The organism is Neorhizobium petrolearium, assembly GCF_029854435.1.
In the GTDB taxonomy this organism is placed as follows: domain Bacteria; phylum Pseudomonadota; class Alphaproteobacteria; order Rhizobiales; family Rhizobiaceae; genus Neorhizobium; species Neorhizobium petrolearium.
This window is the reverse complement of sequence record NZ_CP123000.1, coordinates 5,276,733-5,293,157: the sequence shown is the minus strand read 5'-3', so window position 1 is coordinate 5,293,157 and position 16,425 is coordinate 5,276,733. Positions and strand designations below refer to the sequence as shown.

At 62.3% G+C, this 16,425-nt stretch carries 15 protein-coding genes and 1 tRNA gene; 8 read left to right on the top strand and 8 right to left on the bottom strand.

The window, feature by feature from the left end:
- Window positions 1-84: 84 nt before the first annotated feature.
- Window positions 85-471, top strand: a complete 387-nt coding sequence (locus tag QEO92_RS25460; protein WP_037151690.1) for a TIGR02300 family protein — start codon at window positions 85-87, stop codon at window positions 469-471.
- Between the two features lie 156 nt (window positions 472-627).
- Window positions 628-703: transfer RNA gene (locus QEO92_RS25455), tRNA-Ala, on the top strand.
- 64 nt (window positions 704-767) lie between these two features.
- On the opposite strand, the gene QEO92_RS25450 is transcribed toward QEO92_RS25455, so the two are convergent.
- From QEO92_RS25450 to QEO92_RS25435, 4 genes are all read right to left on the bottom strand, one after another.
- Window positions 768-1,025, bottom strand: coding sequence for a hypothetical protein (locus tag QEO92_RS25450; protein WP_227704874.1), 258 nt, complete (start codon window positions 1,023-1,025; stop codon window positions 768-770).
- 77 nt (window positions 1,026-1,102) lie between these two features.
- The gene (locus tag QEO92_RS25445) at window positions 1,103-1,933 is read right to left on the bottom strand and encodes a DMT family transporter (RefSeq protein ID WP_152601138.1); all 831 of its coding nucleotides are present in this window, start codon (window positions 1,931-1,933) and stop codon (window positions 1,103-1,105) included.
- A 77-nt stretch (window positions 1,934-2,010) separates the two neighbouring features.
- On the bottom strand, window positions 2,011-4,413 hold the full coding sequence (locus tag QEO92_RS25440; protein WP_227704873.1) for a PIG-L family deacetylase: 2,403 nt from the start codon (window positions 4,411-4,413) through the stop codon (window positions 2,011-2,013).
- Between the two features lie 19 nt (window positions 4,414-4,432).
- Complete coding sequence (locus QEO92_RS25435; protein ID WP_227704872.1) at window positions 4,433-5,662, bottom strand: ROK family protein; 1,230 nt, start codon at window positions 5,660-5,662, stop codon at window positions 4,433-4,435.
- Between the two features lie 259 nt (window positions 5,663-5,921).
- Between QEO92_RS25435 and QEO92_RS25430 the strand changes: the two genes are divergently transcribed.
- Genes QEO92_RS25430 through QEO92_RS25405 form a run of 6 tightly spaced genes read left to right on the top strand, consistent with a single transcriptional unit; the run spans window position 5,922 to window position 12,456 of the window.
- Window positions 5,922-7,187 carry an extracellular solute-binding protein gene (locus QEO92_RS25430; protein ID WP_227704871.1) on the top strand — a complete coding sequence of 422 codons (1,266 nt, stop codon included), beginning with the start codon at window positions 5,922-5,924 and terminating at the stop codon, window positions 7,185-7,187.
- A 15-nt stretch (window positions 7,188-7,202) separates the two neighbouring features.
- A complete protein-coding gene (locus QEO92_RS25425) occupies window positions 7,203-8,156 on the top strand; it encodes a carbohydrate ABC transporter permease (protein WP_227704870.1) in 954 nt (317 codons plus the stop codon).
- Window positions 8,153-9,007 (top strand): carbohydrate ABC transporter permease, encoded by an 855-nt coding sequence (locus QEO92_RS25420; RefSeq protein ID WP_227704869.1) that lies wholly within the window; start codon window positions 8,153-8,155, stop codon window positions 9,005-9,007. Before QEO92_RS25425 ends, QEO92_RS25420 begins: the two co-directional genes overlap by 4 nt.
- 4 nt (window positions 9,008-9,011) lie before the next feature.
- Complete coding sequence (argH, locus tag QEO92_RS25415; RefSeq protein ID WP_227704868.1) at window positions 9,012-10,520, top strand: argininosuccinate lyase; 1,509 nt, start codon at window positions 9,012-9,014, stop codon at window positions 10,518-10,520.
- A complete protein-coding gene (locus QEO92_RS25410) occupies window positions 10,520-11,560 on the top strand; it encodes an ABC transporter ATP-binding protein (protein ID WP_227704867.1) in 1,041 nt (346 codons plus the stop codon). Before argH ends, QEO92_RS25410 begins: the two co-directional genes overlap by 1 nt.
- The gene (locus QEO92_RS25405; protein WP_227704866.1) at window positions 11,557-12,456 is read left to right on the top strand and encodes a carbohydrate kinase family protein; all 900 of its coding nucleotides are present in this window, start codon (window positions 11,557-11,559) and stop codon (window positions 12,454-12,456) included. The genes QEO92_RS25410 and QEO92_RS25405 overlap by 4 nt, the downstream gene beginning before the upstream one ends.
- A 2-nt stretch (window positions 12,457-12,458) precedes the next feature.
- Here the strand turns inward: QEO92_RS25405 and QEO92_RS25400 are convergent, their stop codons facing one another.
- From QEO92_RS25400 to QEO92_RS25385, 4 genes are read right to left on the bottom strand one after another with little or no spacing between them, the layout of a single operon-like run.
- Window positions 12,459-13,460, bottom strand: coding sequence for an ABC transporter ATP-binding protein (locus QEO92_RS25400; protein WP_227704865.1), 1,002 nt, complete (start codon window positions 13,458-13,460; stop codon window positions 12,459-12,461).
- Between the two features lie 11 nt (window positions 13,461-13,471).
- The gene (locus tag QEO92_RS25395) at window positions 13,472-14,485 is read right to left on the bottom strand and encodes a Gfo/Idh/MocA family protein (protein ID WP_244446894.1); all 1,014 of its coding nucleotides are present in this window, start codon (window positions 14,483-14,485) and stop codon (window positions 13,472-13,474) included.
- 47 nt (window positions 14,486-14,532) lie between these two features.
- Window positions 14,533-15,372 carry a carbohydrate ABC transporter permease gene (locus tag QEO92_RS25390; RefSeq protein ID WP_037151726.1) on the bottom strand — a complete coding sequence of 280 codons (840 nt, stop codon included), beginning with the start codon at window positions 15,370-15,372 and terminating at the stop codon, window positions 14,533-14,535.
- Between the two features lie 10 nt (window positions 15,373-15,382).
- On the bottom strand, window positions 15,383-16,333 hold the full coding sequence (locus QEO92_RS25385; RefSeq protein WP_227704864.1) for a carbohydrate ABC transporter permease: 951 nt from the start codon (window positions 16,331-16,333) through the stop codon (window positions 15,383-15,385).
- Window positions 16,334-16,425: the final 92 nt, after the last annotated feature.

The following is a 16,425-nucleotide window of genomic DNA, read 5'->3' as shown; positions in this document are numbered from 1 at the left end:
GGACCGGCTTAGTTTTTCACCCAATAGAGCCGCTTTCCAAGCGGCGCGCCGATCTACTCGGCCATCCCTCATGAGGCTCTGACTGTGGCAAAAGCGGAACTCGGAACCAAACGCACCGATCCGGATACCGGCAAGAAGTTCTACGACCTGAACCGCGACCCGGTGGTCTCCCCCTATACCGGCAAGTCCTGGCCGCTCTCCTTCTTCGAAGAAAACAGCGTAGCTGTGAAGATGGAACAGGCCGAGGAAGAGGACGTCCAGGAAGTCGATACCGAAAATCCGGAAGTCGAACTCGTTTCGCTCGAAGAAGGCGACGAGGCCGCCGGCGGCGATGACCTGCCGGATATCGGCGACGACGATGTCGATCTCGGCGATGACGACGACGATACCTTCCTTCAAACCGATGAAGACGATGAAGACGACGATATGTCGGGCATTATCGGCGTCACCGGCGACGACGACGAAGTCTGATCGGATTCCACGTCAAGGCCCGGCAATTCAATAAAAGTTGCCGGGCCGACAAATTTCGGCTTGCACTCTCCGAAAACCGGAAGTAATAAGCCGCCACTCCGCGAGGCGCAACGCCTAGGAGTTTCCCAGGACCGGACAATGCCGGACCACCCTGATGGGGCTATAGCTCAGCTGGGAGAGCGCTTGCATGGCATGCAAGAGGTCAGCGGTTCGATCCCGCTTAGCTCCACCAAATCTTTCCTCTCAATAAATTCCTTTCAGCGGGAATTGAAGCGCGCGCTTCAAGACAAAAACCGTCACATCGTCAGCACAGAGTGCGAATGATCTGACGGCAGCCGGGGCGTGGGCTTTCGGGAGGTTGCAACGCCACGCGACAGCCGCACCTTGCGCGACCCCTTATCGTCAAACTCGCGCTGTCGGGCGTATGCAAGGTTATTGGCTGCCATTTCATCGCGATAATGCTGCCGATGGGCATCAGCCACCTGCCTGATGACGACCGTAAATACGCCGGCCAGAACCGTGACGCAGGAAAGAATGACGAATAGAGCGGCCATAGGCGCCTCCTTGTCTCTTTGTAACGACAAGGCCGGCAGAAAGTTCGACAACGCGGTCTGATCCCGCTCACATTGGTTCACATCATCTTGCGCACAGCACGAGCGCGGCGCTGCTCAAGCCAAGCTGCTCCTTGAAGCGAGGCAAGTATGATGACCACTCCGGCCACCACCCGAACCTCCGGCACCTCGCCGAAGAAGACGTAACCGACGACCGTCACGAATACGATCGAGAGGTAGCCGACCGGCGCCAGCACGCTGGCATCGGCGATGCGGTAGGCCCGCAGGAAGCAGTATTGTCCCAATTGGGCGAGAAAGCCGATGCCGAGCAGCGGAAGCCAGTCGAACCGAGCCACCGGCTGCCATGTGAAGATGGCCGGCACGGCGGTGATGACGGCAAGGCCGACCGTGTAGAAAACCATCATCACGGTGGTATTCTCATCCTTCAGCGCGCGGGTCTGGATAATTGCCAGCGAACCGAAGACGACAGAGATCAGGACAACCAGGACCTCGATATCAAAGCTCTCGGTGCCCGGCGCCATGACGATCAATACGCCACCAAAGGCTACGGCCGCGCCAAGCCAGCGGATACGGCTCACCGTCTCGCCAAGCAAGGCGACCGCCATGGCCATGGTAATCAATGGCCGCGAAAAGCCGACGGCATTGACCGTGGCGAGCGGCAGCATGGTGATCGCCAGGAAATTGCTGGTGAGCGCGATCGCATTGCATGAGATGCGGAGAATATTCCGCCATGGGTGCTTGATGCGGACCATCTCCTCCCGATGGTGCCAGATGAGCGGCAGGATGAAGAGAAGTCCGATCATCGCCCGGATAAAGACGAGCTGGAACGCCGGGTAGGTTGCCCCTTGCGCCTTGACCAATGCCGTCATGCCGCCGGAAACCAGTGTCATGTCGAGCAGCAGCCAGCCGATCCCGATGCGGGCGTTTGATGCCTGCTCCTGGTCTGTTTCTATCGCCCCTTCCGTGCTCACGCCGGCTGCACGAGGTTCGCCATCAGCCGGAAGGCGCCGGGGACCAGCTTGTCGAGCTGGTGATGCAGCACGAGGCTAGTATGAGTGTGACGCCCCCTGCCGATCGCACCGGAGATCAGCGCGCCCTTCAGCGGCTGTTCGTTGACGTCATGCATGGCGAGCAGCGGTTCGTAGGCGTCATCCCAGCGGGAGACGAAATAGAGCCCGCGCTCCTTGTCCCATCCCTGCCAGTCTTCCGGGCCGATGACGTTGGGTCCTTTCAGGAGGACATGTTCCGGCGCAAGCACAGCAACTTCGGCGCGCGGATCGGTGACGCGCCAACGCAGCGAGGGCGAGCCGATATCGATGCGGCGGACCGGCGTTTCCTCCGGATTCCAGCCGTCGGTCGGCCGGTGATAGAGAGTGACGAGATGGCCGCCCTCTTCCACGAAGCGATGCAGGCGGCCAGTCGCGGCGGCGAGATCCTTGCGGATGCCGAAGGCGAAGATGCCGACGACGATGGTGGTGAACCGCGAAAGATCGCCGGACAGCGCCTGCGCATCGAGTTCGGTGACGTCGAGCCCCATGCGGGCGAGCCACAGGCCGGCGCGATCCGCTCCGCCGCCCACGTAGCCGACGCGGGCGCCTTCCGGTAGCTTCAAGTCGAGCGAGAGGATTTTCAGCATCGCCGGGGCGCGGAAGCTCGCGCGGCCGATATGCCTGTAGGCGATCGGCGTGACTTGGAAGGCAGGGCGGCCATCGACCTGCGGTTCGATTTCGACGAGGCCGGGCCTGACGGCATCGGTCGCGGACGCGATCCAGTCGCCGTCGGCCTTCTTTATCGTCCAGCCGGCCGGCGTCCTGAAGGAGACCGGCGCGTCGACGCCGGAGATATCCGCCTTGACCAGCCATTCGGTCTGCTTCGTGCCGAGCGGAACCACCAGCGCATCGGGCAGCAGGGTCAGCGACTGAGCAGGTGCGACCGCGAACGGTTCTTCCAGATCGAAGGTGCCGGTAACGGTCCGGCCGGCGATTTCGGCCGAGACCTTTACATGCGCATGGCCATTGCCGCCCATCGCCGACCAGGCGGGAAGGTAAAGATCGGAAAGCGGCGCGTCGGAGGCGGCGGTCAGCGCGAAAAGCCGGTCATGGGTGAACGACTGAACGGACGACGAGACACCGGCCGGCAGAACCGGAACGACATCGACCTTGTGATCCGAAGCGCCTTCCCCGAGTTCGACGGTGAGTATCGCTGCACCGCCGGGCGATATGACGGAAGGCACGGCATAGGCGCGCTCGAAGACTGCAGCCGCATCCAGGATCGCCGCATCGACTTCCATCTGCTTGCGCGCGATACGGTGGCCATGCAGGGCCATGAATTCTTCCGGCGCGGAGGAAGCAACAATGTCAAGCCAGCCGGCCGCTTCGGCCAGCGCCTTGATGATCGCCTCGCGATCCGGAAAGGCCGAAATGGCCACCGCAATCGCACTATCCGCCGATCGCAACGCATTCGCTGCATCGCTCGGAAGATCGGAAAAATCGGCAAGCGCTGAAAGCGAAGTCGGCAGGTTTTCAAGAACGGAATGTTCAGCCACCGAACCGACGGCGGAGAGCTTCAGATGCAGCTCCCATTGCCGCTCCGGCCGTTTCGGCCAATGCCCCATGCCCTGGGAGGCATGATAATAGCGCGACCATTCGCCGATCCGGTCGTATTCAGCACCTGTCGCAGGCTCGCGGCCTTCCGCCAGCACCGTCACGGTCGTATCCGGCGGCGGCACCTCGTCGTCGTAAGTGTCACCGCCTCCCGACCACGCCGGCAGGTAATATTTCGCGACCTGCCAGGGCCTCAGGCCCTCGGCGAAATGCTCCGGATAGGCATTGGGGTCGGCGGCGAGTGCAATCGCCGCCTCGGCGGCCCGCGTCATGGCACGGTGATGGCCGTGCTGGCCCGGCACATCGAGGAATGTCGGAATGACAATATCCGGCCGCTCCATGCGGTAGGCGCGCACCAGACGCTCCACCGTGCGGGCTTCGCCCCAGCGGATGAACGTGGCGTCGCCATCCTTGGAGAAGCCGAAATCGTGGACCGGATCGGATGGACCATGGCCAAGCCAGGAAACATCCGAGTCAATCGCGCGGGCCGCTTCCTCAAGTTCGCGGGAGCGCAGCACGCCGAGCGGGCCGAGCCGCTCAGGACCCAGCGCATTCTGGCCGCCCTCGCCGCGGGTCGAACAGGCGATGATGACGCGCATGCCGAGGCCGAGGCGAAACCAGGCGAGCATGCCGTTCTGCTCGTCGTCCGGATGCGCCCCCGTGTTCATCATCGTGACCGTCGCTTTCAGCCGCGAAAGCTTGCGATGGAGCCGGACGAGCGAGGGATCGGCCATCTGCCGTTCAATGCGTTCGCGGGCGGTCAGCATGAAATCTTCTCCCAATATGTCAGACAGGAATATCGGCAAGCCCCGCAAGCGAAGTCTCGAGCTTGGGTGTCACCATGTCGAAAAGCGGAAGGGCCGCAGCGCCGAGCGCGGCCGTCAACTGGCCCGTCTTTCCGCGCAGCACGCGCGGCAGGGCGCGCTGGCGGCGGCTGGCGACCGAGGTGGGCAGGTTGTTGCCCAGGCGGGTGATGATATCGTCAATGACGGCGTCCGGAAGCGCGCCGCCCAGGATCACCGTCTGCGGGTCAAGGATGTTTTCGAGCATCGCCACCATCGGGCCGAGATAGGTGGCAGCCTCGTCCACCCACTCCTCCACGATCGGATGATTTGCGGCATGAAGCCTCTCGATATCGGCGAACTCGCATTCCGGGATACCGGCGCAGCCAAGTTTCTCCTTCAGCACATAGACGGAGGCGTAACCTTCCAGGCAGCCGAGCTGACCGCAGGAAGGGCAGGGTCGTCCCTTGGGAACGACGGTCACGTGGCCGATTTCGCCGGCATTGCCGAAGGCACCGCGATAGGGCGCGCCGTCCTGAATGATCCCCAGCCCGATGCCGACGCCGAAATAGATCATGCAGAAATTGGATATCGTCAGCCCCGCGCCAAACAGGCGTTCGCCGACGGCGGCGGCGGTCGCATCGTTTTCGACCACGACCGTATGTCCGCAGGCCTCGCCCAGCGCCTGCGCCGCATCGAGGCCGGCCCAGCCGGGAAGCGTGGTCGGACCGACCGACGTCATGCCGTCGATCTCGAAGGGGCCCGGCATGACGACGCCGGTGCCAAGCAATTTCGACCCCACAGATTTCTCGACGGTCGAAAGTTCCGACGTAAAGGCCGAAAGAATATGCTCCGGTGTCGTGTCCTTAAGGGAAGTGATCCGCTTCTCCCTTAGCCTGCCGGACAGATCGAGGGCGACAGTCACCATGCGGTCGGCAGCGATTTCCACGCCGATCGTCGCGCCACCCTCCGGATTCACCGCAAACTGGATGGGCGGTTGGCCGCGCCCGGAACGCAGGCGTCCCATTTCCATCAGCAGCCCCTCGCCCACCAGCTCGTCGACGATATTGGCAACGGCCTGGGGGGTGAGCTGCGTGATCTTGGCGATATGGGCGCGTCCAAGCGAACCGTGCCGGCGCACCACATCCAGCACGACGCGGCGGTTGTGATCGCGGCTTCGTTCGGGGTTCTTGCCGATGGCCACCGGGTGCGTGCCGATCGTGTGTATCGTCATGTCGCCGACCTTCCGTTCCAGGCGATTCATAGCGCCGGAAATCGGTTTCCGGCAATAGAATAATTCAAGTAAATTATCTTATTGACAAACGGCCTCAGTCGGGGAACCGTAAGGAGAGGCTGGGGCAAAGGGGTCGCAGCACTTCAAACGGGAGGCATCGAAGCGATCCTTCCGGAAACCAAAAAACGCATCGGATCGCGCAATGCGGCCGAATGCAGGGAACAATCAAACCCCAAGACCGGCGGACCCGGCGGGGCAAATGGAGGCTCACATGCGCAAGGCAGCCTTGTTCGCCGGTCTCGTCGCCGGCTTCAGCACGTTCGCATTCAACGCCGCGCAGGCGGTCGAAATCGAATACTGGCAATATGTGTTCGATACGCGCGTGAAGGCGATGGACCAGCTTATCGCCGAGTTCCAGAAGGCCAATCCGGATATCACCGTCAAGCAGGTCACCTTCCCCTATGCCGATTACCAGACCCGCGTGATCGCCGCCAACATGTCCGGCAACGGCCCGGACGTCATGCAGCTCTTCTATGGCTGGCTCGACAAGTTTGCGGCCGGCGGCATCCTGCAGCCGCTGCCGACCGACGCCTTCCCGCATGACAAGATCGAGAGCGAGTTCTTCCCGATCGTGACCGCGATGAAGCGCGGCGACGACTATTACGGACTGCCGACGGCCGTTCGCTCGCTCGCCCTTTTCTACAACAAGAAGCTCTTCACAGAGGCCGGCCTCGACCCGAACAACCCGCCGAAAACGCTCGATGAATATGTCGCCGCGGCCGAGAAGATCGCCAAGCACGATGCCGCGGGCAACCTGACGGTGGCCGGCTCCACGCTCGACATGGGCGGCCAGGACCACCAATGGTGGCGCGAGGTGCTGATCCGCCAGTTCGGCGGCGTTCCCTATACCGACAACGACCAGAAGGTTGCCTATGACAGTGAGGCTGGCATCAAGGCGCTGAAATTCTACACGAGCCTGCAGCTTGAAAAGAAGATCGGTCAGGCCGGTTTCATGGACGAAGGCCAGGCCGCCTTCCGCGGCGGCAAGGCCGGCATGACGATCGACGGCACGTTCCGCCTCGGCTCCTTCCGGACCATCAAGGATTTCGAATGGGGCGTGACCGAACTGCCCGCCAATGCCGAGGGCGTGCGCTTCAATTATGCCAGCTATTTCGCAAACGGCATCGGCGCCAAGACCACGGGCGAGGAACTCGAAGCCTCCAAGAAATTCCTGGCCTATATCTCCTCTCCGGCAGCCATGGACATCTGGCTGAAGACGGTCGGCGAACTGCCGGCACGCCGTTCCGCCGCTCTCACCGAAGCGAACCTCAAGGACCCGATCTACGGACCATTCCTGAAGGGCCTGGAATACGCCCATACCACGCTGTTCCTGGATGAAGCCGCCCAGCGCCAGAATGCCATCGACATGGCAAACCGCGTGCTGCTCGAAGGCCAATCCGTCGAGGATTCCATCAGCCAAGCGGCGCAGGCCGAGCAGGAAATCATCGACTCGGCCAAGCCGTAATCCCTGGAGCCGGTCATGGCATCGATCGAACAGCAGGGGACGGCATCCGGCCGTCCCGGCGGATCTCCAGGGATATCCTTTGGGGACCGCCTTTCCATACGGACGAAGCGGCTTCTCTGGGTCTGGGGATTCCTGGTTCTGCCGATCCTCTTCTATGCGGTCATCCGCTTCTATCCCACCGCGCAAGCCTTCTGGCTGTCCTTCACCAACTGGGACCTGCTCCGGCCGGCGAAATTCATCGGGATCGCCAATTATACCAAGCTGTTCAAGGACCCGCAGTTCTGGAAGGTGTTCCGGAATACCTTCACCTACCTGATCATCGGTATGCCGATCAGCCTCGTGCTCTCCTTCACGATCGCCTTCTTTCTCGACCGCGTGCGCTTCATGCACGGCTTCATCCGGGCGCTCTATTTCCTGCCCTATCTCACGACCGCCGCGGCGATGGCCTGGGTCTGGCGCTGGTTCTACCAGCCGCCGCCGATCGGCATCATCAACGACGTGTTCGGCATGCTCGGCATTCCGCAGCAGCCCTTCATCCGCTCCGTGGACCAGGCGCTTTATTCGATCATGGTCACCGCCATCTGGGCGGGTCTCGGCTTCCAGATCATCATCTTCATGGCCGGGCTTCGCGCCATCCCGACCACCTTCTACGAGGCCGCCCGTATCGACGGCCTCGGCGAATGGGCGATCCTGCGCAAGATCACCCTGCCGCTCCTCAAACCCACGACCGTATTCCTGGTGGTCTTCTCGTCGATCGGCTTCCTGCGCATCTTCGACCAGGTCTACAACATGACCACCAACGACCCCGGCGGGCCGCTCGGGTCGACCAAGCCGCTGGTGCTGATGATCTACCAGACAGCCTTCAACTCCTATGCCATGGGCTATGCCGCGGCGCAGACGGTGGTGCTCTTCTCCATCCTGCTCGTCGTATCGCTGCTGCAGCTCTTCATCCTGAGGGAAAAGAAATGAGCGACGCTGCACCCGTCTCCCCGCCGCTCTACAAGGCCGATGTCCGCCCCGGCAGGATCATTGCCTGGACACTGCTCTTCATCGGCGGGCTGATCATGGTCTCGCCACTCGCCTTCATGTTCTCCACCTCGCTGAAGACGGCCGACCAGGTCTACGACCTGCGCCTCATCCCCGCCGCTCCGACGCTCGCCAACTATATTGCCGTGCTGGCGGACGGGCGCTTCATGCGCTGGTTCTTCAACTCGATGCTGGTCGCGACGATCGTCACGTTGTCCAACTGCTTCTTCGACAGCCTGGTCGGCTACACGCTCGCCAAGTTCGAGTTCCGCGGCCGCTATTTCATCTTTCTCGCCATCCTCTCGACGCTGATGATCCCGACCGAGATGCTGGTCATCCCGTGGTACCTGATGTCGAGCCAGCTCGGGTGGCTCGACAGCTACTGGGGCATCATGTTCCCCGGCATGATGACCGCCTTCGGCACCTTCCTGATGAAGCAGTTCTTCGAGACGGTGCCGAACGACTTCATCGAGGCGGCCCGCGTCGACGGTCTCAACGAATTCCAGATCTGGTGGAAGGTCGCCATGCCGCTCGTCACGCCGGCGCTCTCGGCGCTCGCCATCTTCACCTTCCTCGGCAACTGGACGGCCTTCTTCTGGCCGCTGATCGTCACCACCAGCAAGGAACTCTATACGTTGCCGGTCGGGCTTTCGAGCTTTGCCGTGGAGCAGCAGATCCAGTGGGAAATGATCATGACGGGGGCGGCGATCGCCACCATTCCCACGCTCATCGTCTTCCTCGTCCTGCAGCGCTACATCGTCCGCGGCGTCATGCTGGCGGGCCTGAAAGGATAAAGCCATGGCGGACCCGCGCCTTTCCGACACCAGCAAATTCCCCGATCCAGTCTACAAGGAGACCGTGCTCAAGCCCCTCTTCGATGGCGCCAGGAGCCATCATGTCGACGGTTTCCGCCGCATCGATCGCGCCCATCTCGTCATGCTCGTCGAGACCGGCATCCTTGATCGGGATCTGGCTTCCAGGATCGCGGATGCACTGGAAGCGATCGACCGGGAGATCGATCCCTCGACACTCGTCTATACCGGCGAGGTGGAGGACTTCTTCTTCCTGATCGAGAAGGAATTGAAGGCGCGCATCGGCGTCGACACCGCTGGCCGGCTGCACACCGCCCGCTCCCGCAACGACATCGACCACACGCTCTTCAAGCTCGGGCTGAAGGACAAGATCGACGCGCTGATGGGCAAGGCCAGGCTGTTGCTTGCGGCGATGATCGATGCGGCCGATCGGGAGAAATCCACGCTGATCGTCGCCTATACGCATGGCCAGCCCGCCCAGCCGACGACCTTCGGCCACTATCTCTCGGCCGCAATCGAAGTGCTGATCCGCGATATCGAGCGCTTTGCCGAGGCCCGCCGCATCGTCGACCTCTCGCCTATGGGGGCTGCGGCGATCACCACGTCGGGCTTTCCGATCGACCGCGCTCGCGTCGCCGAACTGCTCGGCTTTTCCGCGCCGCTGCGCAACTCCTATTCCTGCATCGCGGCGGTCGACTATACGACCGCCACCTATTCGGCCATCGAGCTGATGTTCCTGCATCTCGGCCGCCTCATCCAGGACTTCCAGTTCTGGACGAGCTTCGAAGTGGGCCAGATCTACGTGCCGAACGCGCTGGTGCAGATTTCCTCGATCATGCCGCAGAAGCGCAATCCGGTGCCGATCGAGCATCTGCGCCACCTTGCCAGCCAGACTTTTGGCCGGGCGCGGACCGTGCTCGACGTGATGCACAACACCCCTTTCACCGACATGAATGACAGCGAAGGCGAGACGCAGGGCATGGGCTACGAGGCCTTCGCCTCCGCCTCGCGCGTGCTCGATCTGCTGGCAGCCCTGATCAGCCAGATCAGCATCGACCCGGAGCGCGTCGACCAGAACATCCGCCGATCCTGCATCACCATCACCGAGCTTGCCGACTCGCTGGTGCGGATCGAAGGCCTCTCCTTCCGCGAGGCGCACGAGATTGCCGCAGCGACGGCGAAACGCGTCGTCGCCGCCAAGGGCGATCTTACCAATGACGGTTACGAGCCCTTTCTCAAGGCCTTCGAACATTCGGTAGGCCGCAAGCCTTCGGTCGATCTCGCGAAGTTCAGGGAGATCGTCTCGCCGGAACATTTCGTCGCCGTGCGCGCCCGATTCGGCGGCCCGGCACTCGAGCCGATGCAGGATGCGCTCAAGGCCTATCGCGAAAAGCTCGCGCTCTTCGAAGCTGCGGCGAAGGAAGCTGCCGATCATGAGGCCGCTGCTGCTGCGGAATTGAAAGAAAAGTTCACCGCGCTTACGGGAGCCCGCTGATGGCGACGATAGAACTTGAAAAACTCGTAAAGCGCTACGGCAAGGTCGAAGCCGTCAAGGGCATCGATCTTTCGATCGCCGATGGCGAATTCGTCGTCTTCGTCGGCCCGTCCGGCTGCGGCAAATCGACAACGCTCAGGATGATCGCCGGCCTTGAGGAGATTTCGGACGGCACGCTGAAGATCGGCGATGCGGTGGTCAACCAGCGCGAGCCGAAACAACGCAACATCGCCATGGTGTTCCAGAACTATGCGATCTATCCGCATATGACGGTGCGTCAGAATATCGACTTCGGCCTCTACACGTCGAAGCTCAGCAAGGCCGAGAAAGACAAGCGGATCGAGGAAGCGGGCAAGATCCTCGGGTTGGAAGCCCTGCTCGACCGCCGGCCGGCCGCGCTTTCCGGCGGCCAGCGCCAGCGCGTCGCGATCGGCCGCGCCATGGTGCGCGATCCAGCCGCCTTCCTGTTCGACGAGCCCCTGTCCAACCTCGACGCTCAGCTTCGCTCGCAGATGCGCATCGAGATCAAGCGCCTGCACCAACGGCTGAAGACCACCACCGTCTATGTCACCCACGACCAGATCGAAGCCATGACCATGGCCGACCGGATCGTGGTGATGAAGGACGGTAATATCCTGCAGGTCGGCACGCCGTCGGAACTCTATGAAAGCCCGGTGGACGTCTTCACCGCCCGCTTTATCGGCAGCCCGTCGATGAACCTCGTGCGCGGCAGGCGCAACGGCTCCGGCGTGGACATGGCTTCCGCAGGCGATATCCTGATCGGGGTCAGGCCGCACGACCTGATCGCCCATGCCAAGACAGTAGACAGCGATGGCTTCAGACTGACGGGAACGGTAACCGCCGTGGAGCCACTGGGACCTGAAACACTGGTTCATCTGGACATTGCCGGCGCCTCGGTGATAGCGACGGCGCGGGACAAATCCATACCGGCCGTCGGCAGCGAGTTCACCTGCGAAGCCGCGCCCGGCAGCCTTTACCTCTTCGATGCCAGCACAGAGAAATTTCTGGGCCGTTCATGATGACGCATACAGAGACTAGATCCGCGGTGCTCAGCATCGGGCGGGTCTATTGCGACCTTATTTTCACGGGCCTCGATCACCTGCCGGTGTTGGGGCGCGAGCTTTTTGCAAGTGGCATGGAGATCGCGGCGGGCGGCGGCGCCTTCATCGCCGCAGCGCATATGGCGCATGCCGGGCGCAAGGTGGCGCTCGCCGCACGGATCGGCATGGATTCACTGTCAGCCGGCGTCGAGGCACAGCTCCGTGAAAGCGGGGTCGACCTGCGTTTCGTCGAACATGCCGGGGATGCCGGCCCGCAGATTACCGTGGCCGCCGTCGTCGGGCAGGACCGGGCCTTCCTCACCCGCCGGGCCGGGCCGGCACTGCCCGCGACGCTTGATGCCGCGCTCGATTGGGAGGAGGCATGCCATCTTCACATTGCCGAGTATGCGACTCTGCACGAAATCCCCGACCTCGTGTCCCGCGCCAAGGAGAAGGGGCTGACCGTCTCGCTCGACCCGAGCTGGGATGCGACCCTGATCTACGACCGCGGCCTGCTTCGCGCCTGCGAGGGCGTCGATCTCTTCCTGCCGAACCTGGAGGAAGCGGAGGCGATCACCGGTTCGGCCGATCCCCAGGTTGCGATCCGCAAGCTGTCGCTCGCCTTTCCGCTGGTGGTGCTGAAGGGGGGCGCTGAGGGCGCCTGGGTCATGTCGAGCGGCCGGATGCTGCATGCGCCGGCGGAAACCGTGCCGGTGATCGATACGACCGGTGCCGGCGACGCCTTCAATGCCGGGTTCATCAACGCCTGGCTGAATGGAGCCTCGGAAGAGATGTGCCTTCGGGCCGGCATCCGTTTCGGCAGCCTGGCGGTCCAGGCGGCCGGCGGCGCCAGGCTGCTCACGACCGCGGAATAAACTCAGGCGATTGCGCGGTCGTTTGCGTCGAAGCGATGCAGGCTTGCCTTGTCGGGCGTGGCGAACACCACGTCGTCCGGCATGTGGCGATGTTCCCCGAACAGGCGGACGGTCAAGAGGCCAGTCGCCTCGGTCTCCAGATAGACGATCGTATCGGCGCCCAAGTGTTCCACATGGATGACCTTGCCCTTCCAGTCGCCGTTTTCACGCGAGAGGGCTATATGCTCCGGGCGGATGCCGATGGTCTTGGCGCCGGCGTCGCCCAGCTTTTCGGCCGGGATGAAGTTCATCTGCGGTGAACCGATGAAGCCGGCCACGAAAATATTAGCCGGCTTATTATAAAGCTCCATGGGTGAGCCAACCTGCTCGATCGTGCCGGCATTCAGCACGACGATCTTGTCCGCCAGCGTCATCGCCTCGACCTGGTCGTGGGTGACGTAGATCATCGTCGCTTTCAGCCGCCGGTGCAGGCCGGCGATCTCCAGGCGCGTCTGCACACGCAGCGCCGCATCGAGGTTCGAGAGCGGCTCGTCGAACAGGAAAAGTTTCGGTTCGCGCACGATAGCGCGGCCGATCGCGACGCGCTGGCGCTGACCGCCGGACAATTCGGCAGGGCGGCGAGTGAGATAGGGATCGAGCGACAGCATGGAGGACGCCTTGGCGACACGCTTGTCGATCTCTGCCTTTTCTGTGCCGGCCTGTTTCAGGCCAAGGCCCATATTGTCCTTGACCGTCAGGTGCGGATAGAGCGCATAGGACTGGAACACCATGGCAATGCCGCGTTTGGCTGGCGGTACGCTGATGACCTCGGCGCCATCGATCCTCACGCTGCCCGATGTCGCGTCCTCAAGGCCGGCTATCACTCGCAGCAACGTAGACTTGCCGCAGCCGGAGGGGCCGACGAAGATGACGAATTCTCCGTCCTTCACCTCGAGATCGATGCCCTTCAGCACCTCGTGGGTGCCGAAGGCCTTGCGGATGGATTTCAGTTCAAGGGAACCCAAGGGCTTTTTCCTTAAAGTTTCACGGGCCTGCCGGTGCGCACGCTTTCATCCGCAGCAAGGCAGATGCGCAGCGACTGCACGGCATCATCCATGTGGCGGGTGAGATCGATATCCTCGCGGATGGCTTTCAGCACATAGGCCTGTTCGAGATCGCAGAGTTTCTGGTGATCCGGTTCGCCGGTCATCGACAGATCCTCGTCGGGGCGGATGAACAGGCCGTCCGGGCCGGTCTCGGCCGAATGGACGCGGATCACCGAGGTTTTCGTATGTGTATCGATGTCGTCGGATTTCGCCTTCGCGTCGACGAGGATCGAGACCGAGCCCTTGGGCGACATGACGTCCTTCACGAAGAAGGCCATTTCCGACATCATCGGGCCCCAACCCGCCTCGTACCAGCCGACCGAGCCGTCCTCGAACAACACTTGCATGTGGCCGTAGTTGTACATATCCGGCGCGACCTCTTCGGTCATGCGCAGCCCCATGCCGCGCACTTCGACCGCTTTGGCATCGGTAATCTGGCACCAGACGTCGACATAATGCACGCCGCAATCGACGATCGGCGGGGTCGTCTGCATCAGCGCCTTATGCACGTCCCACTTGTCGCCGGAGGACTGCTGGTTGAGGTTCATGCGGAACACGTAGGGAGGCCCGAGCTTGCGGGCCTCCGCGATCAGCCGCATCCAGGACGGATGATGGCGGAGGATATAGCCGACCACCAGCTTGCGGTCATGCTTCCTGGCGGCCGCAACGACGCGCTCGGCATCGGCAACGGTGGTCGCCAGCGGCTTTTCGACGAAGACGTGGCAGCCGGCCTCGAAAGCCATGACGGCATAGTCCGCGTGGCTGTCGGAATAGGTGTTGATCGAGCAGAGATCCGGCTTCGTCTCCCGCAATGCCCGCTCGAAGTCCGTAAAGAGCGGATAGGCATCGAGTTCGCCCGGCAGGTCGCGCTTGGTGCGATTGACGAGACCGACGATCTCGAAGCCCGCATTGTCGTAATAGGCCAGTGCATGGCTCCTGCCCATATTGCCGAGGCCGGCGACAAGGACACGGATGGGACGATTGGACGGGTTCACTTGACGGCTCCGGAGGTAATGCCGCGGATCAATTGCCGCGAGAAGATGACGTATAGAACCATGACCGGCAGAATGGCGAGCGACAGCGCCGAGAGGACCGCATTCCAGTTGGTGACGAACTGGCCGATGAACATCTGCGCACCAAGCGTGACCGTCTTGGTGCTTTCGCCGGGGGCGAGGATCAGCGGGAACCAGAGGTCGTTCCAGATCGGGATCATGGTGAAGACTGCGACCGTCGCCATGGCCGGACGCACCAGCGGCAGGACGAGGCGGAAGAAGATCGCGTATTCCGAAAGCCCGTCGATCCGGCCGGCATTCTTCAGGTCGTCCGAGACGGTGCGCATGAATTCCGACAGGATGAAGATGGCAAGCGGCAGGCCCTGCGCTGTGTAGACGAGGATCAGCGATGTCAGCGTGTTGACGAGGCCGGCCGCCACCATGCCCTGCAGGATCGCCACCGTGCCGAGGCGGATCGGGATCATGATGCCGAGCGCCAGGTAAAGCCCCATCAGCGTATTGCCGCGGAAGCGGTATTCGGAGAGCGCGAAGGCGGCCATGGCGCCGGTGAGCAGAACCAGCGCGATCGACACGACCGTGACGATCAGGCTGTTCTGGAAATAGCCGACGAAATCGCCCTGGTTCAGCACGGTCTGGTAGCCGATCAGGCTGAAGGTCGACGGCGTCGGTAGCGCCATCGGCTCTCGGAAGATGGCATTGCGGCTCTTGAACGAATTGACCAGCGTCAGGAAGACCGGGAAAAGCGCCACCAGCGTATAGGCGATCAGCGCCAGGTGAATGAGCGCAGTGCGCAGCGGAGCGGAGCGGGCTTTCGACATGTCCGTCTCCTCAGAACTGATAGCGGCGCATGCGCCGCTGGATGACGAAGAGATAGAGCGAGACGCCGGCGAGGATGATGAGGAACATCACGGCAGCGATGGTGGCGCCCATCGAGCGGTCGCCCATCTGGTTCTGGAACCCGAAGAAGGTGCGGTAGAGCAGCGTGCCCAGGATATCCGTCGAGCCGTTCGGGCCGGCGAGTGCCCCCTGCACCGTGTAGATCAGGTCGAAGGCGTTGAAATTGCCGACGAAGGTCAGTACCGAGACGATGCCGATCGAGGGCAGGATGAGCGGCAGCTTGATCTTCCAGAACTGGCTCCAGCCGGTAATGCCGTCGCACTCGGCGGCTTCCAGCACCTCGTCGGGAATGTTCAAGAGCGCCGCATAGATCAGCATCATCGGAATGCCGACATATTGCCAGACCGAGATCAGCGAGACGGTGACGAGCGCCGTTTCCGGCTTGCCGAGCCAGGGCGCGAAGGCCCATTTCAGTCCCACCCAATCCATCATGCCGGGCGCAATGCCCCAGATCGGCGAAAGGATGAGCTTCCAGATGAAGCCGACGATGACGAAGGAAAGCAGTGTCGGCACAAAGATCGCCGAACGGTAGAAGGCGGCGAAGCGCAGGTTCGGCGCCGACAGCATGGCGGCGATGGCAATGCCGACCGGGTTCTGCACAAGCATATGGATGATGAAGAAGATGACGTTGTTGCCAAGCGCATTCCAGAAATCGGCGGAAAGCCTCGGATCGCTGAAGAGGACGCGGAAATTGTTGAAGCCGACGAAAGCAAGCTGGCCTACGACCATGTTGAAGAGCGAGAGCCTCAGCGTTTCGATGAGCGGCAGGATCATCACCGCCGTATAGACGAGGAAGGCCGGCGCCAGGAAGACGAGGATATGCCAGCGAGCGGGCCGCTTCACCGGGACGATCTCGGTATCGGTCATGTCGGTATCGCTCATGGCGCGGGTTCCGGTCTTTAGTTACGGCGTGTGCAGGATGTTACGGCAATGCTCCTCATCCGGCTACCGCCACCTTCTCCCCGTTTTGACGG